Raw genomic sequence first — 23,185 nt, 5'->3', positions numbered from 1 at the left:
CGGGCGGATCGGGCCGCGGGGCCCGTCGTCCCGGGTCGCCGCTCGCGCCCTCAGTGGGTACGCCCGTCATCGGCTCGCCTAGACCGGCCGTGAGGACCTCCTCGCCGCCCTTGGTGACGCGCACCAGCACGGAGTCGAGGTGCTGCTCGGCCCTGGCCCGCTGGGCCGTGGTCAGCGCCTCCCGCGCCTCCCCGCCCCCGGCGGCGAGCCGACGCGGGGCCGCGCGGTGCCGGCGGCCCGTTCGGGGGGCGGCCGTGGCGGGGCTCGCGGCGACGAGCGTCCCCGCGAGAAGCAGCGGCACCGAACGGGACGGCCTCATGGCGTCACCATCGCGCGACCCCGTCACGACGCCCGGTGGGGCCGCAAACCGCTGCCCACCCTTCGGACGGACTGCCCGAAGAGTGGAACGGGGATGGGTCAGCGGACGGGGTGCCCCGCCTCGCGCAGCGCCTGCTTGACCTGGGAGATCCGCAGATCACCGAAGTGGAAGACGGACGCCGCCAGCACCGCGTCCGCCCCGGCCGCGATGGCGGGGGCGAAGTCGCCGAGCTTGCCCGCGCCGCCGGAGGCGATCACCGGGACCGTGACGTGCTTGCGGACGGCCTCGATCATCCGGGTGTCGTAGCCGTCCTTGGTGCCGTCCGCGTCCATCGAGTTGAGCAGGATCTCCCCCGCGCCCAACTCGGCCGCGCGGTGGGCCCACTCGACGGCGTCGATGCCGGTGCCGCGCCGTCCGCCGTGGGTGGTGACCTCGTAGCCGGACGGAGTGACGGTGCCCTCCGGGGTGCGGCGGGCGTCGACGGACAGCACCAGCACCTGACGCCCGAAGCGCTCGGCGATCTCACGGATCAGCTCGGGCCGGGCGATGGCCGCGGTGTTGACGCCGACCTTGTCGGCGCCGGCCCGCAGCAGCTTGTCGACGTCGTCCGCGGAGCGGACCCCGCCGCCGACCGTGAGCGGGATGAACACCTGCTCGGCGGTGCGTCGCACGACGTCGTACGTGGTCTCCCGGTCGCCGGAGGAGGCCGTGATGTCGAGGAAGGTGAGCTCGTCGGCGCCCTCCGCGTCGTACAGCTTGGCCATCTCGACGGGGTCGCCGGCGTCGCGCAGGTTCTGGAAGTTGACGCCCTTGACGACGCGGCCGTTGTCCACGTCGAGGCAGGGGATGACTCGGACGGCGAGGGTCATGCGCTCTCCCCGCGGTACGCCTCGACCTCGACCTCGACGACCAGCCGCGGGTCGACGAACCCGGAGACGATGAGCATCGACGCGGCCGGGCGCACCCCGCCGAACAGCTCCTTGTGGGCCCGGCCCACCTCGTCGACGTCCCGGGCGTGCGTGATGTACATCCGGGTGCGTACGACGTGCTCACTGCCCAGACCCAGCTCCTTCAGCGCGGCCAGCGCCCCGTTGAAGGCGTTGATGGCCTGGTCGTACGGACCGCCGTCGACGACCGCGCCGTCGACGACCGAGGTGCAGCCGGACACCAGCACCAGGCCGTTCGGCAGCTCGACCGCGCGGGAGTACCCGAAGGCGTCCTCCCAGGGGCCCGCGGAACCGACGCGTCGGATGTCGTCGCTCACCGGGACACCGCCTCCAGGGCCTCTTCCAGCGTGAACGCCTCGGCGTACAGCGCCTTGCCGACGATCGCGCCCTCGACGCCGATCGGGACGAGCCCGGCGAGTGCGCGCAGGTCGTCGAGGGAGGAGACGCCGCCGGAGGCGACGACCGGCTTGTCGGTGGCGGCGCAGACGTTGCGCAGCAGCTCCAGGTTGGGACCCTGGAGCGTGCCGTCCTTGGCGATGTCGGTCACGACGTACCGGGCGCAGCCCTCGGAGTCGAGCCGGGCCAGGGTCTCGTAGAGGTCGCCGCCGTCACGGGTCCAGCCGCGGCCGCGCAGGGTCGTGCCCCGTACGTCCAGGCCGACCGCGATCCTGTCGCCGTACTCGGCGATGACCTTGGCGACCCACTCGGGGGTCTCCAGCGCGGCGGTGCCGAGGTTGACCCGGGTGCAGCCGGTGGCGAGGGCGGCGGCGAGCGAGGCGTCGTCGCGGATGCCGCCGGACAGCTCGACCTTGAGGTCCATGGCGCCGGCCACCTCGGCGATCAGCTCCCGGTTGTCACCGGTGCCGAAGGCGGCGTCCAGATCGACCAGGTGCAGCCACTCGGCGCCCGCCCGCTGCCAGGTGAGGGCGGCCTCCAGCGGGGATCCGTAGGAGGTCTCGGTGCCGGACTCGCCGTGGACGAGGCGGACGGCCTGGCCGTCGCGGACGTCGACGGCGGGGAGGAGTTCAAGCTTCTGAGCCATGATCAGAGGGTCTCGATCCAGTTGGTGAGCAGCTGGGCGCCGGCGTCGCCGGACTTCTCGGGGTGGAACTGGGTGGCCCACAGGGCACCGTTCTCGACGGCCGCGACGAAGGGCTCGCCGTGGGTCGCCCAGGTGATCTTCGGGACGGCCATGGCCACGCTGGTCGCCTCGAAGTCCCAGTCGCGCACGGCGTAGGAGTGCACGAAGTAGAAGCGGGCGTCGGCGTCGAGGCCGGCGAACATCTCCGAGTCCTCGGGGGCCTTGACGGTGTTCCAGCCCATGTGCGGCACGACCGGGGCGTTCAGCGGGCCGACGACCCCGGGCCACTCGTCGAGGCCCTCGGTCTCGACGCCGTGCTCGATGCCGCGCTCGAAGAGGATCTGCATGCCGACGCAGATGCCCATGACGGGGCGGCCTCCGGAGAGCCTGCGGTCGACGACCCAGTGGCCGCGGGCCTCCCGCAGCCCCGTCATGCACGCGGAGAAGGCGCCGACGCCCGGCACGAGCAGCCCGTCGGCGTTCATCGCCCGGTCGAAGTCGCGGGTGATCTCGACGTTCGCGCCGACGCGTGCGAGGGCCCGCTCGGCGGACCGTACGTTGCCGAAGCCGTAGTCGAAGACGACGACGCTCTTCCGTCCGCTCATGACCACACGTCCAGTCGCAGGACGCCGGCGGCGAGGCACATGGCGGCGCCGACGGACAGCAGCGCGATCAGGCCCTTGGGCATCTGCTGCTTGGCGAAGGAGATGATGCCGCCGATCAGGAAGAGCCCGACGACGATCAGAACCGTGGAAAGCCCGTTCACGACTACAGGGCACCCTTCGTGGACGGCAGGATTCCGGCTGCGCGCGGGTCGCGCTCCGAGGCGTAGCGCAGCGCCCGCGCCAGCGCCTTGAACTGGCACTCCACGATGTGGTGGGCGTTGCGTCCGTACGGCACGTGGACGTGCAGCGCGATCTGCGCCTGGGCCACGAAGGACTCCAGGATGTGCCGGGTCATCGTGGTGTCGTACGCGCCGATCATCGGCGCCATGTTCTCCGGCTCGGTGTGCACGAGGTACGGGCGGCCGGAGAGGTCGACGGTCACCTGGGCGAGCGACTCGTCCAGCGGCACGGTGCAGTTGCCGAAGCGGTAGATGCCGACCTTGTCGCCGAGGGCCTGCTTGAAGGCGGCACCCAGCGCGAGGGCGGTGTCCTCGATGGTGTGGTGGCTGTCGATGTGCAGGTCGCCGTCGGTCTTGACGGTCAGGTCGAACAGACCGTGGCGGCCCAGCTGGTCGAGCATGTGGTCGTAGAAGCCGACCCCGGTCGCCACATCGACCTTCCCGGTGCCGTCGAGATCGATCTCGACGACGACAGAGGTCTCCTTGGTGGTGCGCTCGACGCGTCCTACCCGGCTCATCGCTTCTGCTCCTTCGGGGGTGTGGGGGCTTCCCCCACGGAACTCTTCAGTGCGCGCACCGCATCGAGGAACGCGTCGTTCTCTTCGGGGGTGCCGGCGGTCACCCGCAGCCGGCCCGGTACGCCGTTGTCACGGACCAGGACCCCCCGGTCGAGGATCCTCTGCCAGGCGGCGTGGGCGCCGCCCTCGCCGTCGAACCGCCCGAACTGGACGAAGTTGGCGTCGGAGTCGGTCACCTCGAAACCGATGGCGCGCAGCCCGTCGACCAGCCGGTCCCGCTCGTCCTTGAGCTTCTCGACGTACTTCAGCAGCGTATCGGTGTGCTCCAGGGCCGCCAGGGCGGTGGCCTGGGTGACGGCCGAGAGGTGGTACGGGAGGCGTACCAGCTGCAGGGCGTCGACCACCGCGCGGTGCGCGGCGAGATAGCCGAGGCGCAGTCCCGCGGCGCCGAAGGCCTTGGACATGGTGCGCGAGACGACGAGGTTCGGCCGACCCTCGAGCAGCGGGAGGAGTGAGGGCCGGTGGCTGAACTCGACGTACGCCTCGTCGACGACGACGAGCGCCCCCGCGCCGTCCGCCCTGGCCTGCTGGGCGGCCTCGTACAGCGCGAGGACCGTCTCCGGTGCGACGGCGGTGCCGGTGGGGTTGTTGGGTGAGGTGATGAACACGACGTCGGGCCGGTGCTCGGCGATCGCACCCGCGGCCGACCGTTCGTCGATGGTGAAGTCGTCGTTGCGCGGGCCGGAGATCCAGCCGGTGCCGGTGCCGCGCGCGATCAGCGCGTGCATCGAGTACGACGGCTCGAAGCCGATGGCGGTGCGCCCCGGCCCGCCGAAGGTCTGCAGCAGCTGCTGGATGACCTCGTTGGAGCCGTTGGCCGCCCAGACGTTCTCGAGGGCGACCGGGTGCTTCCCGGTGCGGGTGAGGTACCCGGCCAGTTCGGTGCGCAGCTCGACCGCGTCCCGGTCCGGATAGCGGTTGAGGCCACGCGCGGCCTCGCGCACCCGCTCGGCGATCCGCTCGACGAGCGCTTCGGGCAGCGGGTACGGGTTCTCGTTGGTGTTCAGCTGCACGGGCACGTCGAGCTGCGGCGCGCCGTACGGCGACTTGCCGCGCAGCTCCTCGCGGATGGGCAGGTCGTCGATGCCGATGTCGGTCGTGCTCACTTGCTCGGGGGCACCTTCCAGTCGAACCTTGCCTTGACGGCGGCGCCGTGCGCCGGGAGGTCCTCCGCCTCGGCGAGGGTCACCACGTGGTGGGCGACGTCGGCGAGCGCCTCGCGCGTGTAGTCGACGATGTGGACGCCACGCAGGAAGGACTGGACGGACAGACCGGAGGAGTGGCAGGCGCAGCCGCCGGTCGGGAGCACGTGGTTGGACCCGGCGCAGTAGTCGCCGAGGGAGACCGGCGCCCAGGGGCCCACGAAGATCGCACCCGCGTTGCGCACCCGGCCGGCCACGGCGGCCGCGTCGGCGGTCTGGATCTCCAGGTGCTCGGCGCCGTACGCGTCGACGACGCGCAGGCCCTCCTCGACGCCGTCGACGAGGACGATCGCGGACTGCTTCCCGGACAGGGCCGGGACGATCCGGTCCTCGACGTGCTTGGTCGCGGCGATCTGGGACTCCAGCTCGCGCTCGACCTCGTCCGCGAGCCCGGGCGAGTCGGTGACCAGCACGGCGGCGGCCAGCGGGTCGTGCTCGGCCTGGCTGATCAGGTCGGCCGCGACGTGGGCCGGGTCGGCGGTGGCGTCGGCGAGGACCGCGATCTCGGTGGGACCGGCCTCGGTGTCGATGCCGATACGGCCCGTGAAGTAGCGCTTGGCGGCGGCGACCCAGACGTTGCCGGGGCCGGTCACCATGTTCGCGGGCGCACACCCGTCCGGTCCCGAGGTGCCGTACGCGAACATCGCCACGGCCTGGGCGCCGCCCACGGCGTACACCTCGTCGACGCCGAGCAGCGCGCAGGCGGCGAGGATCGTCGGGTGCGGGAGTCCGCCGAACTCCTTCTGCGGCGGGGAGGCGAGCGCGACGGACTCGACGCCGGCCTCCTGCGCGGGCACGGCGTTCATGATCACGGACGAGGGGTAGACCGAACGGCCGCCCGGCGCGTACAGCCCGACCCGCTCGACCGGAACCCATTTCTCGGTCACCGTGCCACCGGGCACGACCCGCGTGCTGTGCGCCTCGCGGCGCTGGGCGCGGTGAACGGTCCTGGCCCGGCGGACGGACTCCTCCAGGGCGGCCCTGACCTCGGGGTCGAGCTGTTCGAGCGCCTCCACGAGGGCCTTCTCGGGCACCCGCACCCGGTCCAGGACCACGCCGTCGAACCTCTCCGCGTACTCGATCAGCGCCGCCGTCCCGCGATGATGCACGTCCTCGCAGATGGGCCGCACCTTCTCCAGGGCGGCTTCCACGTCGAACTCGGCACGGGGCAGCAGGTCGCGCAGCGCGGCACCCTCGGGGAGGGCGTCGCCACGGAGGTCGATACGAGAGATCACGGCTCAATTCTCTCAGACGGGATCCGCGTACCGGCCTTCCGTATCACTGGCTGATACACGCCCACCCGTCAGACGGTCACGGGACGTGAACGGCGTCCTCCCCGTGGGACCCGGGAGCCCCGGGCGGCCGGTCCGCCCCGCACGGCACTGATGTCGGTCATGACCACTCGTGTTCAGTCCGTTACCCAGCGGGAAGAACGGCAGTACGAGACCGGGTAGGCGGACCGGGGGAAAGCGAGGGAGCGGCATTGACCGAGCCGCAGGGCGTCGACATGCCCAACGATCTCACCACGGCGGAACGCACGATGTGGACCTCGTTCGAGTACGGAATGACCTGCGATCTTCGCGACGGCAATCCGCTGCTGAACGACCCCTTCTCCGAACTGGAGTGGGGCCCCGGGCGGAGCGTCCGCGCCGATGTGATCGCACTGCTGCTGCTCAGCGGCCCACCGGCGCGTCCGGGGCGGGTCTGTGCGCTGAAGCTGCTGGGCGCGTACGTGACGGGGAAGCTCACGCTCGCGGGCGGCACCATCGCCCCGTACGTCGAGCTGACCGGGTGCCGTTTCGAGAGCGAGCTGACACTGCCGGAGTCGCGGTTCACCACGCTGCGGCTGGTGGGGTGCGCGATGCCCCGGCTGGAGGCCGCCCGGCTGCACACCGAGGGCGATCTGCATCTTCCGCGCTGCCGCGTCGAGCAGGGAGTACGGCTCACGGACGCGCAGATAGGCACGGATCTGCTGATCAACCAGATCCGGGTGCGGCCGGACCGGTACGGCAGGGCCATCACCGCCGACGGCCTGTCCGTGGGTCAGGATCTGCAGGCCGAGCTGATCGAGACGTACGGGGAGGTCAGTCTGCGCGGCGCGAAGGTCGGCGTGTCGCTGAGCCTGCGCGGAAGCCGACTGCGGGCGGCCGAGGGCAGGCGTGCGCTGAACGCCCCCCAGCTGACGGTGGAGCGCACGCTGTACCTGACCAGGGCATGGGTGGACTGCGCGGGCGACCAGGGCGTCACTCCCCCGTTCGGTCTCTCCTTCGACGCCCCGGGGCACCGGGCGGGCGCTCGGGAGCAGAGTTTCGAGTGCCATGGCGGCGTGCGGCTGGACGACGGCCGCTTCGGTGACGCCGTCGACCTCCACCACGCCCGGTTCGTGCTGTCGGGCGCGCGCCGGGAGGAGCTGTCGCTGCGCCGGATCGTCACTCCGGAGCTGCGCTTCAACGGGGAGCGGCCGGAACAGGGGCGCGTGGTGCTGAACGGGGCGAAGGTCGTCACGCTCATCGACCACTCGACGAGCTGGCCGGGTCCGGGCGGGCTGGCGATGGGCGGGTTCGCCTACGAGAACCTCGTGCCCTACAGCCGCTTCCCGCTCTCGCGGCGGCTGGAGTGGGTCGCCGCGGCCACTCCCGAGTACCAGCCGGAGCCGTACGAGCGGCTGGCGACCGTGCTGCGCAACAGCGGGGAGGACGCGGACGCCCGAGAGGTGCTCCTCGCCAAGCAGCGCCGCCGCCGCGAGACACTGCCGCTCGCCGCGAAGCTCTGGGGCTACGTCCAGGACTGGACGGTGGCGTACGGCTACCGTCCGGGCCGCGCGGCGCTGTGGATGGCGGTGCTCTGGGCCGCGGGTGCGGCGGCGTTCTCCCGCTACGCCCCCGACGCGATGAAGCCGGGCGAGCATCCCGAGTGGAACCCCTCGCTCTACGCCCTCGATCTGCTCCTGCCGGTGATCAACCTGGGCCAGGACGGCTACTGGCGGCTGGAGGGCCACTGGCAGTGGGGCGCCGCGGCGCTGGTGCTGCTGGGCTGGATACTCGCGACGACGGTGGCGGCGGGCGCGTCCCGGCTGCTGAGACGCAGCTGAGCGGTGCCCGGCCACCGGGGCGCGGGGGGGCGCTCCCGTGGAGCGCGTCGAGCGCCCCTCATGACCGCGAATGCGCGCTCCTTTACGTTTTCTTGACCCGAGCCAGGACAACCATTCCACCTCCTACGGAAACTTCACAGATGCCCTCTGGCGCGACCCCGACCTGCGGCTTTCAATGGTCCGCACCATGTCTCTGCTGCGCGCCCTGATCAGCACCGCCCGTATGGTCCGGCACACCCCGCGGCTCGCCGACGGATTGCCCCCGGACGATGCGGTACTGCTCGACGCCCCGGACGGGGATCTCGGGCCCGCGCTGCTGGCCGCCGCGCTCGGCGATCACGAGCCGGCCGCCAAGCTGCTCGCCACCACACGGGGAGCGGCCGAGTGGGAGAACCGCGACCGCTACGTCGTACGGCTCGCGACGTTCGCGTACAGCAGGCCCGACTGGCTCGCCGGCTGGCTCGCCGCCTCGCCGCGCGACCCCGACGCCCTGCTCGTGAAGGCCGAGCTCGAAGTCCGCAGGGCCTGGGGGTCGCCCGCGAGCGTCGAGCGGCTGCGCGAGGTCGGCCCGCTCGTCCACGCCGCGGCCGAGGCCGACCCGCGCGACCCCGTGCCCTGGCGGCTGGCCCTGGACCACGCCCGCGGCACGCACGCCACGCACACCGCCTTCGAGGCGTTGTGGGAACAGGCGGTGCGCCGTTCCTCGCACCACTACGGCTGCCATGTCGCCGCGCTCCGCTACCTCTCGGCGGTCTGGCACGGCTCGCACCGGGAGTGCTTCGACTTCGCCGAGCGCGCGGCCGAGGACTCCCTGCCCGGCTCGCTGGTGCAGGCCCTGCCGGTGCGCGCCGCCCTGACGCTGCTGCTCGCGGGGGGCGTCACGGCCGTGCAGACGGACCGGATCGACACGGCCGCCGACCGGGCGGCGGAACTGTCCGCCCGCTACCGGCCCGGCGATCCCTGGCCCGCCGAGGTCCGCAACCTCCTCGTGTACGTACTGATCGCGCGGAGCCGCTGGAACGAGGCGCTGGAGCAGTTCCGCGCGATCGGCCCGTACGCCACGTCGTTCCCGTGGAGCCAGGTGACGGACGATCCGCTGGGCCAGTTCCTGGACGCGCGGGACGGGGTCCGCATCGAGGTGGCGTCCTCGACGCCGATCCGCGGCGGGCGGCGGGACCGCTCCGCCGGCACGGCCGTTGCCGGCCAGGGACGGGCGGCCGGACGCGCCATGCCAGGCGACCACTACGCTTGACCGCTGTGACCACCGCTCGCCTGCCTCTCTTTCCGCTCAACGCGGTGCTTTTCCCCGGCCTCGTGCTGCCGCTGAACGTCTTCGAGGAGCGTTATCGCGCCATGATGCGCGAGCTGTTGAAGACCGACGAGTCCGAGCCGCGCCGGTTCGCCGTGGTCGCCATCCGCGACGGCCGCGAGGTCGCTCCGACCGCGCCCGGGATGCCCGACCAGACCGCCCGGCCCGAGAAGGGCCCCGCCGCGGGCTTCGGCCCGGACCCGATCCAGGCGTTCCACCGCGTCGGATGCATCGCGGACGCCGCGACGATCCGGGAACGCGCCGACGGCAGCTTCGAGGTGCTGGCCACCGGCACGACCCGGGTCAAACTGCTCTCGGTCGACGCGAGCGGACCGTTCCTGACGGCCGAACTCGAGGAGATCCCGGAGGAGTCGGGGGAGGGCGCGGGCACGCTGGCCGAAGGCGTGCTGCGGGCGTTCCGCAACTACCAGAAGCGGCTGGCCGGGGCCCGGGAGCGCTCGCTGTCGACGGCCTCGGAGCTTCCGGACGAGCCGTCGGTGGTCTCGTACCTGGTCGCCGCCGCCGCCGTGCTCGACACGCCGTCGAAGCAGAAACTGCTGCAGGCTCCGGACACGGCGACCCGGCTGCGCGAGGAACTGAAGCTGCTGCGGTCCGAGACCGCGGTGATACGTCATCTGCCGTCGTTGCCCGCGGTCGATCTGACCCGCTCGCCGACGAGCCCGAACTGAGCCGGACCGACCGGGACGAGGGAGTAGCAGGAGCGTGGCGAGGAAGGCCAGGAAGCAGCAGGGCGGCACGCCGGCGACGGTGGCGCTGACGGCCGCGGGTACGGCGTTCACCGTGCACGCGTACGAGCACGACCCGGCGTCCCCGTCGTACGGGGAGGAGGCGGCGCAGGCACTGGGCGTGGCGCCGGAGCGGGTCTTCAAGACGCTCGTCGCCGACGTGGACGGCGAACTGACGGTCGCCGTCGTGCCGGTCGCCGGGCAACTGGACCTCAAGGCGCTGGCCACGGCGGTCGGCGGCAAGCGCGCGTCGATGGCCGACCCGGCGGCGGCGGAGCGCACCACGGGCTACGTCCGGGGCGGCATCTCCCCGCTGGGTCAGCGCAGGCGTCTGCGCACGGTGCTGGACGCCTCCGCCTCCGCGCACCCGACGATCTGCGTCTCGGCGGGCCGGCGCGGGCTCGAGGTGGAGCTGTCCCCCTCGGATCTGGCCTCGCTGACGAGCGCCGTCCTGGCACCGATCGGGCGCGTGTAGCGTCGCCGAGCGCGCCGCCCGCGGCCTCCCGACACCCCGGGCACGCCCGGTACCGCGCCCACGCCGCCCGCCGTTTCCCTGGTGAGCGGACCCGCTCGGCGCCTCCACTCACTGCGCCCACGCCCGCACGCCCCCTCGACGGCCTGCCCTTCCTCGGCTACGACCGAAGGACATGCCGACCCGAGGGGGTGCCAGTGTCCAAGCGCACGCGCAAACGGAAGTGGCGGCTGAGGAAGCGCCGGGCGAACCACGGCCGCCGGCCGGCCTGACGAGGGACCGTCGCCGTCCCGCCTCCTCCGGGCGGCGGGGCGGCGACGGCTCGCCGCGGGGACGCCGCGACCGCACCTTCGGAACGCACGACCTCGTCGGGTACGGGCGTCGGCCCGACCCCGGCGAAGGCGCCGGCCTTCTGGCGTCCGCCCCACCGCGGGGGTGCGGCGCATCACGTCCTCGCCGCGGGCCGGGGTGGCGCGTGCGGCTTGCCGCTGTCGGCCTGCGCCCGGCAACCGGCAGCACCGGCCGTCGGCGGTCGCGCACTCACCGCCCCACGCAACGCCCGCCCGCGAGGGGACGGCGCGCCACGTTCCCGCCGGAGTGCCGGAGTGCCGGAGTGCCGGGGGTGCCGGTGGTGCCCGCAACCGCCACGACCGGTTCACCGGTGTCCCCCGGCGCCGGGTGTCGGCGGGGCAGTCGGCGGGTCCGGCCCGCCCACCTCTTCCGGAGGCTCAGCGCTGGTGTTCCGGGCCCGGCGGGGGCCACTCAGGCTCGGGGTCGCGCGGGGCGAAGAGGGCGGTGAGGGCGAGGTGCACGACCATCGCCGCGATGGGCCAGGCCAGCAGCGCGCCCTTCGCGCGGAGGCGGAGCGGCGCGTCGAAGACGACACCCTGGCCGACCGCGCGGGCGTGGGCGACGACGTCCTGCTCGGGTCCGAGCAGATAGCCCGTGCCCCAGGCGACAGCGGACGCGAGGACTCCGCCGAGGGCGAGTGCGGCGACGACCGCGATGCCCCCGCGGCGGTTGAACCAGAAGGTGACGGCTGCGCTGAGCACGCCGAAGCCGAGCGCCAGCAGGACGAACGTGCCGTCCGCGCCCGCCGCTTCCTCGCCCTCGGTGTCCGCGAAGAAGACCGCCTTGTCGGTCGAGACCAGCGGCACCTTCGGCGCCAGCCACAGCCACAGCAGACCGAGCACGATGCCGGCGAGCGTCACGGCCACCAGGACGACAGCCGCCCGGCGCAGTTCGCTCCTCATCTCCAGCCCTTCTCCGTCCGGGTGCGGCGCGGGGTTCGGGTGGCTCCGGGACGAGTCGTGCGGGGCGGGCCGCTGGGGCGGCGTCAGGGGTGCTGTCACCCTGACATCGTGCCAAACGTCCCGGTGGCCCGCCTCACCGGCCGTGACTCAGCGGACCGCGGCCCGCCGGTACGCCCGGGTCGCGACGGCCAGCGAGACCACCCCCACGGCCGCACAGACCGCGAGGTCCAGCACGACCGTAGGCCAGTGCGGATGGGCATCGAACGTACGGGCGAAAGCCTCGACTCCGTACGTGGACGGCAGCAGATCCCGCGCGAACGCGATGGGCCCCGGCAGCCGCCCCGCAGGCAGCACCCCCAGCAGCAGGGCCGCCGACATGCCCAGCTGACCGAGGAGCGTCGCCAGTTCCTGGCGTGGCGCGAGCAGCCCGAGCGCCGCGCCCAGCCCGGCCAGCGCGGCGCCCGCGAGCGGGATCACCGCCGCGAGTACCCACAGATGGGTCAGCGGCAACCCGAACAGCACCGAGCCGACGACCGCCGTCACGACCGTTCCCGGCACGGTGAACGAGGCGTAGGCACCCGCCGCCCCGAGCACCACCGCCGCCGGCGGCACCGGCAGCGTCGCATAGTGGTCCAGACCACCGGAAGCGCGAAGCTGGCCGAAGTACTGGGCCAGCAGATTGAGCGCGACGAAGGCCACGACCAGGACGGACGACCCGGCCACCACGGCCCGCGCCTCCGCCCCGCCGTCGACCACCCCGCGCATCAGCACCATGATCCCGACGGACTGGAACGTGGCGACGAAGAGCAGCGGTATCCGCGCGACACGGGCCCGGGACAGCTGGGCGCGGTACACCGCAGCGAGCGCCGGCAGCAGCCGGGCGCGCGGGGCGAGCGGCGCGGCACCCCCTTCGTTCCCGGATCGGGCGCCGTACGCCCCCCGCACACGCGCGGAAACGGCCTCCGCAGGCACGATGCTCACCTGGCGCTGCTCCTGTTCGGTACGGACGACGTCGGTGCGGGCGACGGCTCACGTCTCACGCCTTCACCAGCCCCTTCGTCGCATGGCCGCCGAGCGCGAGGTACACGTCCTCCAGGCTCGGCGTGGCCAGGGCGAAGTCGTCGAGGGCCGAGAACGCCTCGCCGCCGGTCACGGCGGCCACGGCCGCGCGGGCCTCGTCCGGGGCGAGCCGGAGGACCCAGCGGCGCCCGGACTCCTGGGCGGACGGCCGGAGCGCGGCGACCTCGGGCACGTCGAGCGGGGCCCGCTCGCGCCAGACCAGTTCCACCCGGACCTCGCCTGCGACGCGCTCCTTGAGCCCGGCGGGTGTGTCGCAGGCGATCACCTTGCCCCGCTCCAGCACGGCGACCCGGTCGAGGACGGTCTCCGCCTCGATGACGTTGTGGGTGACGAGGAGGACGGTCACCTCGTGCTCGGCGCGCCGGCGGTCGACGGCGGCCCAGACCGCCCGCCGCGCGACCGGGTCCATCCCCGTGGTGGGCTCGTCCAGCACCAGTACCGGACGCTCCCCCACGAGAGTGGCGGCGAAGCACGCGAGCCGCCGCTGCCCGCCGGAGAGCTTCTTCAGGGGCCGCCCCGCGAGGCCGGTCAGGCCGAGCTCCTCCAGGACCGTGTCGCGTTCGGCACGCGCCTGCCGCGCCCCGAGTCCGCGCAGCCGGCCCGTGGTCTCGGCGGCGAGGGCGACGGTCAGCTCGTCGAGGGCGGTGGACTCCTGGCCGAGGTAGCCGATGAGCCGCGACGCCCGCTCCGGGTGGCGTACGAGATCGTGGCCGAGCACCTCGACGGTGCCGGAGTCCGGGCGCATCAGACCGGTGAGCTGCCGGACGAGGGTCGACTTGCCGGCGCCGTTGGGGCCGAGCAGCCCGAAGATCTCGCCGCGCCCCACGTCGAGGCCGATCCCGTCGTTGGCACGCACCTCGGGGGTCGCGGGAACCCCCCGCCGGGCACGCGCGGCGGGGTACGTCTTGACCAGATCCCGCACCACGCACACCGTACTCACGAGGGACGAGCCTAAGGGGTCGCCCGGCCTAGTCCCCGGCCGGGGCGCGTTCGGTGGCCGCTCGGACATCGATCTCCCGCCAGAATCCGGCCCTGATGGCATAGCGGTCGTGCTCGTCGATCTGGTCGTCCTTGTGCGCGAGCAGCCCGAACCGGGCCGCGTACCGCAGCAGTTCGCCGTCGATGCGGTGCGGGACGCGCGGGTACATGCCGGACAGCTTCTCCACGTGCGCCGGGTCCGGCAGCCGCTCCATCCAGCGCCGGGCGAAGACCTGCCCCACCTCGAAGGGGTCACCGCCGACCGTGGTGATGTCCTCCTCGCGGTCCGCCCAGCGCTGCTCGGCGCTGGTGAGCTGGGCCAGGGTGGGCAGGGACGCCGCCTCCGGGGACTCGGCGGGCGCACCGGCGCCCGGGCGTTCGATCCAGCCCTTGTCGGAGGACCAGCGCAGGGTCGCCCCGGTGGCCGGATGGCGCTCGGCCTGGCCGGACGGGCCGCGCAGGCCTGCCAGGTCCTTGGGGGTGGGGACCCCCTTCGTCTGGTGGTGGGCGACGGGCGCGGCGGCGCCGTTCTCCGTGCCGCTCGCGGCTGACGCGGCCGGGGGCACCGTGCGGTTGCCGCCCGCCACCGGGGTCGCGGTCTCCTCCGAGCGTTCCGTGGCGGACGGCGCCGACTCGGGGAGCGGGGCGGAGAGGATGGCCGCGATCTCGGGCCGGGGCGCGGGCGGTGGGGCGCAGACACCGGTGAGTTCCTTGGCGCGCACCGCCTGGGTGATCCAGGCGCGGTCGAGGACACGGCGTTCGTCGGCCTCGGCGACCAGATCCTCCGACTGGTTGTAGTCGCCGTCGGCGGCCTGGACGGCCCAGAGGTGGACGGCGACGCCGTGCTCCTTCGCGGACATCAGTCCGGGGAGCAGATCGCCGTCCCCGGTCACCAGCACCACGTCCGAACAGGCCCGGTTCCTGGCGAGTTCCGTGAGCTCCGCGTGCATGGCGGCGTCGACGCCCTTCTGTGCCCAGCGGCCGTCGCTGCGGGTCAGCGCGCCCAGCCGGACGGTGACCCGGGGCATGACCCGGAGGCGGCGGTGCTCGGGCTGGGGAACCCGGTCGGGAGCGCCGTCGAACCAGTAGATGCGCAGCAGGGGACGCTCGGTGTCGGCCTCCGCGCGCTCGCGCAGGGCCTGGATGAGGGCGGCGTGGTCGACGGTGATGCGGGAACGGGCCGGTTCCCCGGCGAGGAGGCTCGCGGCGGCTCCCAGCAGATAGCCGGCGTCCACCAGGACGACGCAGCGGTCCACGCGTTCCACCCTCTTTCGGGAACCTCGGGATCGGAGTTGCTTCGGGTTTCCTTCGAGTCTGCCCGAACGCCGCAGGGTTGACCGCCGGAACTCGATCATCGGCGTGGCGGGGAGTGAAGCCGCACCGTAACAGCAGCCCGTTACTCACTGCAATCATCCGAAGTGCGCAGAGTATTCGGCTATGTGAGGCTGAGGACGGCCCTGGCCCCTACATCCCACGGGAGGCATCACCATGGCCAAGAACAAGAACCGAGAACGCAAGGCCCAGAGCGGCTCCCCCGGCGAGCGCGGCGGCCAGGAGGCCCCTACCCCTGAGGCCCAGGCGGACGTGCCGATCGCGACGGGCGCGGCCCACAAGGGGCGGCAGAAGCGCTTCGGCCACAACTGACGCGTCACGCCCGGCATACGGTTTCCCTGTGTGACGTATGCATGAGGGGCGCGCCCGACCGTCGGGCGCGCCCCTCACATGCGCCGCGGCCCCCTCACTACGCCGCACGCCGTGCGCTGTCGGCGGGCTCCCGCCCATCAGGTCCGGATCCCGCACGTGCCGGGCCGCGGCCGTCAACGGCCCGGGCACCGCGCGGTCACGGCCCTCAGCCCGCCAGGCAGGACGGGCCGAGCAGCACCTTGAGATCGCCGAACAGGGCGGGATCGGGCTGGACGCGGTGCCGGTCGAGACGCAGCACCGTGGTCTTGCGGGCGCCCTGGAGCTTGATCCGCACCTCCGTGTTGCCCTTGTGGTGGCCCAGGATCTCGCCGAGCCGGCTGATCATGGGCGGGGTGACCTTCACCGTCGGAATGGTGATCACCACGGGCGCGTTGGTGCCCGCCGAGGACAGGTCGGGGACCATCAGCTCCATCGCGACCAGCCGCGGGACGTCCTCGCGCTTGTCGAGCCGGCCCTTCACGAAGACGACCGTGTCCTCGACGAGCTGGGTGGACACCAGTTGGTACGTCGCCGGGAAGAACATGCACTCGATCGAGCCGGCCAGGTCCTCCACGGTGGCGATGGCCCAGGCGTTGCCCTGCTTGGTCATCTTCCGCTGCAGGCCCGAGATGATGCCGCCGATGGTGACGACGGCGCCGTCGGAGTGCTCCCCACCGGTGAGCTGCGCGATGGCCGCGTCGGTCTTGTCGCTCAGCACGTGCTCGATGCCGAAGAGCGGGTGGTCGGAGACGTACAGGCCGAGCATCTCGCGCTCCTGGGCGAGCAGGTACGACTTCTCCCACTCCACGTCCGAGAACTCGACGTCGAGCCCGAAGCCCGGCTCACCGCTCGACTCGTCACCCATGCCACCGAAGAGGTCGAACTGCCCCTCGGCCTCCTTGCGCTTGACCGCGACCACGTTGTCGATCATCGGTTCGTGCTGGGCGACCAGGCCCTTGCGGGTGTGGCCCATCTCGTCGAAGGCGCCGGCCTTGATGAGCGACTCGATGGTCCGCTTGTTGCAGACGACCGCCTCGACCTTGTCCAGGAAGTCAGGGAACGTCGCGTACTTCCCCTTGGCCTTGCGGCACTTGATGATCGAGTCCACGACGTTCTGCCCGACGTTCCGGACGGCCGTGAGGCCGAAGAGGATCACGTCGTCGCCCTGGGCCGCGAAGTTCGGCTCCGACTCGTTCACGTTGGGCGGCAGGACCTTGATGCCCATGCGGCGGCACTCGTTCAGATAGACGGCGGACTTGTCCTTGTCGTCCTTGACCGAGGTGAGCAGCGCCGCCATGTACTCGGCCGGGTGGTTGGCCTTGAGGTAGGCCGTCCAGTACGAGACGAGGCCGTAGGCGGCGGAGTGCGCCTTGTTGAAGGCGTATCCGGCGAACGGCACCAGCACGTCCCACAGGGCCTGGATGGCCTCGTCGCTGTAGTCCTTCTTCCGGGCGCCTTCCTGGAAGAGGACGAAGTTCTTCGCCAGCTCCTCGGGCTTCTTCTTGCCCATCACGCGGCGGAGGATGTCGGCCTCGCCGAGGGAGTAGCCGGCGATGATCTGGGCGGCCTTCTGCACCTGCTCCTGGTAGACGATCAGGCCGTAGGTGACGTCCAGGACCTCCTTGAGCGGCTCCTCCAGCTCCGGGTGGATCGGGGTGATCTCCTGCTGGCCGTTCTTGCGGAGGGCGTAGTTCGTGTGCGAGTTCATGCCCATCGGGCCCGGCCGGTAGAGGGCCGACACGGCGGAGATGTCCTCGAAGTTGTCGGGCTTCATGAGCCGCAGCAGCGAGCGCATGGGGCCGCCGTCGAACTGGAACACACCGAGGGTGTCGCCGCGCTGCAGCAGCTCGAACGTCGTGGGGTCGTCGAGCGGCAGGCTCAGGAGATCGATGTCGATCCCCTTGTTGGCCTTCACCATCTTGACGGCGTCGTCCATGATCGTGAGGTTGCGCAGGCCCAGGAAGTCCATCTTCAGCAGGCCGAGCGACTCGCAGCTCGGGTAGTCCCACTGGGTGATGGTCACCCCGTCGGTGTGCCTCACCCACACGGGGACATGGTCGGTGATGGTCTCGCTGGACATGATCACGCCGGCGGCGTGCACACCCATCTGCCGGACCAGGCCCTCCACGCCGCGGGCGGTGTCGATGACCTTCTTGACGTCCGGCTCGTTCTCGTACATCCCACGGATCTCGCCGGCCTCGCTGTAGCGCGGGTGCTGGGGGTCGAGGATGCCGGAGAGCGGGATGCCCTTGCCGAGGACGTCGGCGGGCATGGCCTTGGTGAGCCGGTCGCCCATCGCGTACGGGTAGCCGAGCACGCGGGCGGAGTCCTTGATGGCGTTCTTGGCCTTGATGGTGCCGTACGTGCCGATCATGGCGACCTTGTCCGCGCCGTACTTCTCCGTCACGTACCTGATCACCTCGACGCGCCTGCGCTCGTCGAAGTCGATGTCGACGTCGGGCATGGAGACGCGCTCGGGATTGAGGAAGCGCTCGAAGATCAGTCCGTGCGGGATGGGGTCCAGGTCGGTGATGCCCATGGCGTACGCGACGATGGAGCCGGCCGCGGAGCCCCGGCCCGGGCCGACCGCGATGCCCTGCTTCTTCGCCCACATGATGAAGTCGGCGACGACGAGGAAGTAGCCCGGGAAGCCCATTGAGATGATCGTGTCCATCTCGTACTCGACCTGCTTCATGCGGTCGTCCGGGATGCCGTCGGGGAACCTGCGCTGCATGCCGCGCATGGTCTCCTCGCGGAACCAGGAGACCTCCGTGTGCCCCTCGGGGATGTCGAACTTCGGCATCAGGTCGCGCTTCTCGAACATCCCGGTCGTGTCGACCTGCTCGGCGACCAGCAGCGTGTTGCGGCAGCCCTCCTGCCAGGCGTCCGACGAGTCGATCGCGTACATCTCGTCGGTCGACTTCAGGTAGTAGCCGGTGCCGTCGAACTTGAAGCGGTCGGGGTCGGAGAGGTTCTTGCCGGTCTGGATGCACAGCAGCGCGTCGTGCGCGCCGGCCTCGTGGGAGTAGGTGTAGTGCGAGTCGTTCGTGACCAGCGGCGGAATGCCGAGCTTCCGGCCGATCTCCAGCAGCCCGTCGCGGACGCGGCGCTCGATCTCGATGCCGTGGTCCATCAGCTCCAGGAAGTACCGGTCCTTGCCGAAGATGTCCTGGTACTCGGACGCCGACTTCAGGGCCTCGTCGAACTGGCCGAGACGCAACCGGGTCTGGAGCTCGCCCGAGGGGCAGCCGGTGGAGGCGATCAGGCCCTCGGACCACTTGGAGATCGTCTCCTTGTCCATCCGGGGCCACTTCTGGAGCCAGCCCTCGGCGTACGCGTCCGAGGAGAGGCGGAAGAGGTTGTGCAGCCCCGTGGCGTTCGCCGCCCAGATCGTCTTGTGGGTGTAGCCGCCGGAACCGGAGACGTCGTCCCGCTTCTGGTGCGGCTGGCCCCACAGGATCTTCCGCTTGTTCCGCCGCGACTCCGGCGCGACGTAGGCCTCGATGCCGATGATCGGGGTGACCCCGGCCTTCTGCGCGGTGTGGAAGAAGTCGTATGCGCCGTGGAGGTTGCCGTGATCGCTCATGGCGATGTGGGTCATGCCCATCTCGTTGCAGGCATTGAACATGTCCTTGAGCCGCGCGGCACCGTCCAGGAGCGAGTACTGGGTGTGGACGTGAAGGTGCGTGAAGGGCGGCTTGGTCACGGCGGGAGGCCTCCAGGACGGTCTGGGTGGACAGCGTGGAAGTCTATGCCTCCGCACCGACAGAAGGGGCCGGGCACCACGACCCGGCGGGGAGTCGCAGGTGGGCGCGCCGGGCACTCGGCACTACCGTCGTGCGTTGAGCGGGACGGAACACCCGTCCCTCACGACATGCACCAGGAGGCACCCAGCGATGTCGGTCCACCAGCCCCCGGCCGGCGAGCGCGGTGAGGAGATCCTCTCCGTGTTCGGCACCGCCTTCGGCGAGCTCCTGGCCGCCGACCCGGCCGCGTTCCGGGTGAAGTTCCGCAAGATGGCGGCCTCGGCCTTCGCCTTCTACCGGGGCTCGGCGAGCCTGTTCTACGCCGACCTGGAGCGCGAGCAGCACGCCGGTCCGTACCTGGACGAGCGGACCAGCCGGGTGTGGATCCACGGCGACCTCCACGCCGAGAACTTCGGCACGTACATGGACTCCAACGGTCGGCTGATCTTCAACGTCAACGACTTCGACGAGGCGTACGTGGGCCCCTTCACCTGGGACCTCAAGCGGCTCTCCGCCTCGCTGGCGCTGATCGGCTACACGAAGGCCCTCAGTGACGAGCAGATCACCGAGCTGGTGCGGATCTTCGCCGCCGCCTACCGCGAGCGCGTCCACGCCCTGGCGACCGGCGCGAAGAACGACGAGGTGCCGCCCTTCACCCTGGACACGGCGGACGGCGCGCTGCTGGAGGCGCTGCGCAGCGCCCGCTCGCTGACCCGCTTCGGGCTGCTGGACTCGATGACCGAGATCCGCGACTTCGAACGCCGTTTCACCGGGGGCGGCGGGGCTATCGAGCTGGACGCGGCCACCCGCTACAAGGTGCTGGCGGCGTTCGACGGCTATCTGGAGACCCTGCCCGAGTCCAGCCTCGCCCGGCCCGACTCGTACCGCGTGAAGGACGTGGTCGGACGGCGCGGCATCGGTATCGGCTCCGCCGGTCTGCCCTCGTACAACATCCTGCTCGAGGGCAACAGCGACGCCCTCGAGAACGACGTCGTGATCTACATGAAGCAGGCCCAGACCCCGGCGGTGTCCCGGCACATCACGGACGAGCTGGTGCGGAGCTACTTCCGGCACGAGGGGCACCGCACGGTGATCTCGCAGCGGGCCCTTCAGGCCCACGCGGACCCCTGGCTGGGCTGGACGGAGCTCGACAACACGGGCCAGCTGGTCGCCGAGGTCTCCCCGTACGCGGTCGACCTGGACTGGTCGGACATCGACGACCCGGAGGAGATCGCGGCGGTGGTCGCCGACCTCGGCCGGGCCACGGCGACCATGCACGCGGCCGCGGACGACGAGAGCGGCCACTCGCTGGTGCCGTTCTCGACGGAGCGGGCCATCGACGCGGCGATCGCGGCGGACGAGGACGGCTTCGGTGACCTGCTGGTGGACTTCGCGCACGACTACGGCGCCCGGGCCCGGGCCGACCACCAGATCTTCCTGGACCTGTTCCGCAACGGCCGGATCCCCGGGTTGTAGGCGCGACCGAGCCGGGGACCGCCTCGGCCCGGCGGAGCGGCGGGCACGGGACCCGTCCCGGACCGCGCGGACGGAGAGCGGCACGACGGCCGGGCACGCGCGGAGGGCGACCACAAGGCGGCGGCCCGGCCGGCACGCACGAAGCGACCACGGGAAGGCGGCCGCCCGGCGCATGGGGACGGCGACCGCGGCAAGGAGGCCGGATCCTTAGCGACCCCTTACCGAACGGCATGGCACACTCCAGACGATGCCGGATTCCTCTCCGCGGGCAGCCCCGGGACCGGCAGTGCGGACGTCCATCAGTCAGGAGCCCCGTGCATACAGGCGAGACCCGGCTCAGAGGGCTGCGGGCGGCGGTTTTCACGGCACTCGTCGTGACGCTGTCCGTGGCCTCCCATGTGCTGCTCTCCCGGGCGCCGCTGCCGCTGACGACCGTCGCGGCGGCCGCCGGCGGAGTGTTCCTGATCACGTACGCCCTGGCGGGCCGGGAGCGGGGGTACGGGCCGATCGCGGCCGCGCTGGTCCCCCTGGAGCTGGCGGCGGACACGGTCTTCACCGCCGGACAGCACGTCTGCTACGGCGCCGCGGGCGGGCCCGTCGCCGGGTCGCTCCGCGCGGTCGGCGTGGACGTGCTGTGCGGTGGCAGCGCCGGGGCGCATCTGCCCGGTGTGGCAGCGGCCGACGGCCGGCTCGCCGCGCTGGTCGACTCCCCCGATCCGTACGTGCCCTGGCTGCTGCTCGCGGCCCACGTCTCCGTCGGGCTGCTCGCCGCGGCCTGGCTGCGCCACGGCGAGTCGGCACTCGCGGGGCTGCTGCGCACCGCGGCCCTGGCCGCGTTCCGGCCGCTGCTGACCGCCGTCGCGGTCGTGCACCGCCGCGCCACCGCCGCACGCCCCCCGGCGCGGACGACGTCCCGCCCGGCCGTCGCCCGTACCCGCCACTTCGTGCACTCCGTGCGACGGAGGGGACCACCCCTGCCCGCTCCGGCTCACGCCTGAGCCCCGGCACGTCCCCGACCGTCCCTTTTCACACCTTCCCCACGGAGAAAACGATCATGAGTGCACGCAACAGCCGCGCCAACAAGGCCGCCGCCCGCGAGCGTCTGCGTCTGGAGCGCGAGCGCCAGGCCAAGAAGGACAGGATCAGGCGGCAGGTCGTCGTCGCCGTCTCGACCGTCGCGGTCCTGGCGGCCGCGGGCGGCATCGGCTACGCCGTCATGCAGGCCAGCAAGCCCTCGGCCTGGGAGGCGGCGAAGGACGCCAAGGTCGTCAAGCCCAAGAACACCGAGGGCGAGAACGGCACCACCGTCGTCATCGGCAAGCCGGCCGCGAAGAAGACCCTCGAGGTCTACGAGGACTCGCGCTGCCCGGTCTGCGCGACGTTCGAGCAGGCGGTCGGCGAGACCATGAAGAAGGACGTGGACGCGGGCAAGTACAAGCTGAAGTACATCGGCGCGACGTTCATCGACAACAGCGACAACGGCGAGGGTTCCAAGAACGCCCTCTCCGCCCTCGGCGCGGCACTCGACGTGAGCCCCGAGGCCTTCATGGAGTACAAGGCGGCCCTCTACTCCGCGAACTTCCACCCGGAGGAGAGCGAGGACAAGTTCGCCAAGGACGCGTACCTGCTGGAGGTCGCCGACTCGGTGGACGCGCTCAAGAACAACGCCGCGTTCAAGAAGAACGTCGAGAACGGCACGTTCGACTCCTGGGCGCTGAAGATGTCGAAGACCTTCGACGACAGCGGGGTGAGCGGCACGCCGACGCTGAAGATGGACGGCAAGAAGGTCGTCGCGGAGGGCAGCGACAACGCCCCGATGACGGTCGAGCAGTTCAACGCCGCGGTCGACAAGGCGCTCAAGGGCTGACCGCTCGCAGAGCCGGTCCCCGACGCGGGCCGTGTGCCCGGGAACTCCCCGGGCACACGGCCCGCTCGGCGTTCGGGCACTGCGCCGGCGGCCCGGGCACGTCGCTCCACCGCGGGCTCGCCCCGGGCGCACCGCTTCCCCCGCGGAGCCCGCCGTGCGCCGTTGCCCCGCCCACAGTCAGTCAACGGCGCGCGGACAACCGAAAGCGCGCAGGCGAACTTTCTCGAATTCGCCTGCCAGTTCGCCTTACCGGTCAGTAGTCTGACCGGCCGTGACCACAAGACTCACCTCAACCCCCAGCCGCCGCTCGGTCGTCAAAGCCGCTGCCGCCACCGCTGTCGCCACTGCCGCCGCCGCGCCCGCGCTCGCGGCCGCATCCCCCGCCTCCGCCGCCGAACAGGACACGGCCTTCCTCCACGGGGTCGCCTCGGGCGACCCGCTCCCCGACGGCGTGCTGCTGTGGACCCGGGTCACCCCGGCCCCCGACGCCCTGCCCGGTTCCGGCAAGGGCCC

22 protein-coding genes are annotated in these 23,185 nt (G+C 72.0%); 9 read left to right on the top strand and 13 right to left on the bottom strand.

The features are described 5' to 3' along the window. Positions 1 to 417 precede the first annotated feature (417 nt). Genes hisF through hisD form a run of 8 tightly spaced genes read right to left on the bottom strand, consistent with a single transcriptional unit; the run spans position 418 to position 6,206 of the window. On the bottom strand, positions 418 to 1,188 hold the full coding sequence (gene hisF / locus QMZ92_RS29660; protein WP_283300650.1) for an imidazole glycerol phosphate synthase subunit HisF: 771 nt from the start codon (positions 1,186 to 1,188) through the stop codon (positions 418 to 420). Beyond that, positions 1,185 to 1,583 (bottom strand): RidA family protein, encoded by a 399-nt coding sequence (locus tag QMZ92_RS29655; protein WP_283300649.1) that lies wholly within the window; start codon positions 1,581 to 1,583, stop codon positions 1,185 to 1,187. Before QMZ92_RS29655 ends, hisF begins: the two co-directional genes overlap by 4 nt. After that, positions 1,580 to 2,308 (bottom strand): bifunctional 1-(5-phosphoribosyl)-5-((5-phosphoribosylamino)methylideneamino)imidazole-4-carboxamide isomerase/phosphoribosylanthranilate isomerase PriA, encoded by a 729-nt coding sequence (gene priA, locus QMZ92_RS29650; RefSeq protein ID WP_138055872.1) that lies wholly within the window; start codon positions 2,306 to 2,308, stop codon positions 1,580 to 1,582. The genes QMZ92_RS29655 and priA overlap by 4 nt, the downstream gene beginning before the upstream one ends. Positions 2,309 to 2,310: 2 nt before the next feature. Continuing rightward, entirely contained in the window at positions 2,311 to 2,952 is a 642-nt protein-coding gene (hisH, locus tag QMZ92_RS29645; RefSeq protein ID WP_283300648.1) for an imidazole glycerol phosphate synthase subunit HisH, read from the bottom strand. Continuing rightward, the gene (locus QMZ92_RS29640) at positions 2,949 to 3,113 is read right to left on the bottom strand and encodes a CG2302 family histidine operon protein (protein ID WP_269730958.1); all 165 of its coding nucleotides are present in this window, start codon (positions 3,111 to 3,113) and stop codon (positions 2,949 to 2,951) included. Before QMZ92_RS29640 ends, hisH begins: the two co-directional genes overlap by 4 nt. Before the next feature lie 2 nt (positions 3,114 to 3,115). After that, positions 3,116 to 3,709 carry an imidazoleglycerol-phosphate dehydratase HisB gene (gene hisB, locus QMZ92_RS29635; protein ID WP_138055870.1) on the bottom strand — a complete coding sequence of 198 codons (594 nt, stop codon included), beginning with the start codon at positions 3,707 to 3,709 and terminating at the stop codon, positions 3,116 to 3,118. Next, positions 3,706 to 4,875, bottom strand: coding sequence for a histidinol-phosphate transaminase (locus QMZ92_RS29630; protein ID WP_283300647.1), 1,170 nt, complete (start codon positions 4,873 to 4,875; stop codon positions 3,706 to 3,708). The genes hisB and QMZ92_RS29630 overlap by 4 nt, the downstream gene beginning before the upstream one ends. Continuing rightward, positions 4,872 to 6,206 carry a histidinol dehydrogenase gene (hisD, locus tag QMZ92_RS29625; protein WP_283300646.1) on the bottom strand — a complete coding sequence of 445 codons (1,335 nt, stop codon included), beginning with the start codon at positions 6,204 to 6,206 and terminating at the stop codon, positions 4,872 to 4,874. The genes QMZ92_RS29630 and hisD overlap by 4 nt, the downstream gene beginning before the upstream one ends. Before the next feature lie 248 nt (positions 6,207 to 6,454). On the opposite strand from hisD, the gene QMZ92_RS29620 reads away from it, so the two are divergent. The 4 genes from QMZ92_RS29620 to ybaK all read left to right on the top strand — a co-directional run bounded on the left by QMZ92_RS29620 (position 6,455) and on the right by ybaK (position 10,592). Next, positions 6,455 to 8,062: an oxidoreductase gene (locus QMZ92_RS29620; RefSeq protein WP_283300645.1), complete on the top strand. Its 1,608-nt coding sequence runs from the start codon at positions 6,455 to 6,457 to the stop codon at positions 8,060 to 8,062. 175 nt (positions 8,063 to 8,237) lie between these two features. After that, positions 8,238 to 9,314, top strand: coding sequence for a hypothetical protein (locus tag QMZ92_RS29615; protein ID WP_283300644.1), 1,077 nt, complete (start codon positions 8,238 to 8,240; stop codon positions 9,312 to 9,314). 5 nt (positions 9,315 to 9,319) lie between these two features. Then, positions 9,320 to 10,060 (top strand): LON peptidase substrate-binding domain-containing protein, encoded by a 741-nt coding sequence (locus QMZ92_RS29610; RefSeq protein ID WP_283300643.1) that lies wholly within the window; start codon positions 9,320 to 9,322, stop codon positions 10,058 to 10,060. Between the two features lie 34 nt (positions 10,061 to 10,094). After that, a complete protein-coding gene (ybaK, locus tag QMZ92_RS29605) occupies positions 10,095 to 10,592 on the top strand; it encodes a Cys-tRNA(Pro) deacylase (RefSeq protein WP_283300642.1) in 498 nt (165 codons plus the stop codon). 725 nt (positions 10,593 to 11,317) lie between these two features. Here ybaK and QMZ92_RS29600 read toward each other — a convergent pair. From QMZ92_RS29600 to QMZ92_RS29585, 4 genes are read right to left on the bottom strand one after another with little or no spacing between them, the layout of a single operon-like run. Continuing rightward, positions 11,318 to 11,941, bottom strand: coding sequence for an ABC transporter permease (locus tag QMZ92_RS29600; protein WP_283300641.1), 624 nt, complete (start codon positions 11,939 to 11,941; stop codon positions 11,318 to 11,320). 48 nt (positions 11,942 to 11,989) lie between these two features. Further along, positions 11,990 to 12,823, bottom strand: coding sequence for an ABC transporter permease (locus tag QMZ92_RS29595; RefSeq protein WP_283300640.1), 834 nt, complete (start codon positions 12,821 to 12,823; stop codon positions 11,990 to 11,992). A 55-nt stretch (positions 12,824 to 12,878) separates the two neighbouring features. Beyond that, on the bottom strand, positions 12,879 to 13,853 hold the full coding sequence (locus QMZ92_RS29590) for an ABC transporter ATP-binding protein (protein ID WP_283300674.1): 975 nt from the start codon (positions 13,851 to 13,853) through the stop codon (positions 12,879 to 12,881). A 37-nt stretch (positions 13,854 to 13,890) separates the two neighbouring features. Further along, entirely contained in the window at positions 13,891 to 15,165 is a 1,275-nt protein-coding gene (locus QMZ92_RS29585) for an NYN domain-containing protein (RefSeq protein ID WP_283300639.1), read from the bottom strand. Between the two features lie 223 nt (positions 15,166 to 15,388). On the opposite strand from QMZ92_RS29585, the gene QMZ92_RS29580 reads away from it, so the two are divergent. Continuing rightward, positions 15,389 to 15,544, top strand: coding sequence for a hypothetical protein (locus tag QMZ92_RS29580; RefSeq protein WP_283300638.1), 156 nt, complete (start codon positions 15,389 to 15,391; stop codon positions 15,542 to 15,544). Positions 15,545 to 15,749: 205 nt separating this feature from the next. Here the strand turns inward: QMZ92_RS29580 and dnaE are convergent, their stop codons facing one another. Then, positions 15,750 to 19,289 (bottom strand): DNA polymerase III subunit alpha, encoded by a 3,540-nt coding sequence (gene dnaE / locus QMZ92_RS29575; protein ID WP_283300637.1) that lies wholly within the window; start codon positions 19,287 to 19,289, stop codon positions 15,750 to 15,752. A 190-nt stretch (positions 19,290 to 19,479) separates the two neighbouring features. Between dnaE and QMZ92_RS29570 the strand changes: the two genes are divergently transcribed. From QMZ92_RS29570 to QMZ92_RS29555, 4 genes are all read left to right on the top strand, one after another. Next, a complete protein-coding gene (locus QMZ92_RS29570) occupies positions 19,480 to 20,805 on the top strand; it encodes a DUF2252 domain-containing protein (protein WP_283300636.1) in 1,326 nt (441 codons plus the stop codon). A gap of 314 nt (positions 20,806 to 21,119) precedes the next feature. Next, a complete protein-coding gene (locus QMZ92_RS29565) occupies positions 21,120 to 21,803 on the top strand; it encodes a hypothetical protein (protein WP_283300635.1) in 684 nt (227 codons plus the stop codon). Positions 21,804 to 21,859: 56 nt separating this feature from the next. Then, the gene (locus tag QMZ92_RS29560; RefSeq protein ID WP_283300634.1) at positions 21,860 to 22,672 is read left to right on the top strand and encodes a DsbA family protein; all 813 of its coding nucleotides are present in this window, start codon (positions 21,860 to 21,862) and stop codon (positions 22,670 to 22,672) included. A 271-nt stretch (positions 22,673 to 22,943) separates the two neighbouring features. After that, on the top strand, positions 22,944 to 23,185 hold a 242-nt coding region (locus QMZ92_RS29555; RefSeq protein ID WP_283300633.1), incomplete at its 3' end, for a PhoD-like phosphatase N-terminal domain-containing protein.

Source organism: Streptomyces sp. HNM0645 (genome assembly GCF_030056615.1).
Taxonomy (GTDB): Bacteria; Actinomycetota; Actinomycetes; order Streptomycetales; family Streptomycetaceae; genus Streptomyces; species Streptomyces marianii.
This window is presented reverse-complemented; position numbering and strand designations above follow the sequence as displayed.

What these genes read in the sequence shown, in the direction of transcription:
- hisH (WP_283300648.1), bottom strand. Translation starts at nt 2,952, where the DNA reads ATGAGCGGACGGAAGAGCGTCGTCGTCTTCGACTACGGCTTCGGCAAC.
- hisB (WP_138055870.1), bottom strand. Translation starts at nt 3,709, where the DNA reads ATGAGCCGGGTAGGACGCGTCGAGCGCACCACCAAGGAGACCTCTGTC.
- hisF (WP_283300650.1), bottom strand. Translation starts at nt 1,188, where the DNA reads ATGACCCTCGCCGTCCGAGTCATCCCCTGCCTCGACGTGGACAACGGC.
- QMZ92_RS29615 (WP_283300644.1), top strand. Translation starts at nt 8,238, where the DNA reads ATGGTCCGCACCATGTCTCTGCTGCGCGCCCTGATCAGCACCGCCCGT.
- priA (WP_138055872.1), bottom strand. Translation starts at nt 2,308, where the DNA reads ATGGCTCAGAAGCTTGAACTCCTCCCCGCCGTCGACGTCCGCGACGGC.
- QMZ92_RS29570 (WP_283300636.1), top strand. Translation starts at nt 19,480, where the DNA reads ATGTCGGTCCACCAGCCCCCGGCCGGCGAGCGCGGTGAGGAGATCCTC.
- QMZ92_RS29560 (WP_283300634.1), top strand. Translation starts at nt 21,860, where the DNA reads ATGAGTGCACGCAACAGCCGCGCCAACAAGGCCGCCGCCCGCGAGCGT.
- QMZ92_RS29580 (WP_283300638.1), top strand. Translation starts at nt 15,389, where the DNA reads ATGGCCAAGAACAAGAACCGAGAACGCAAGGCCCAGAGCGGCTCCCCC.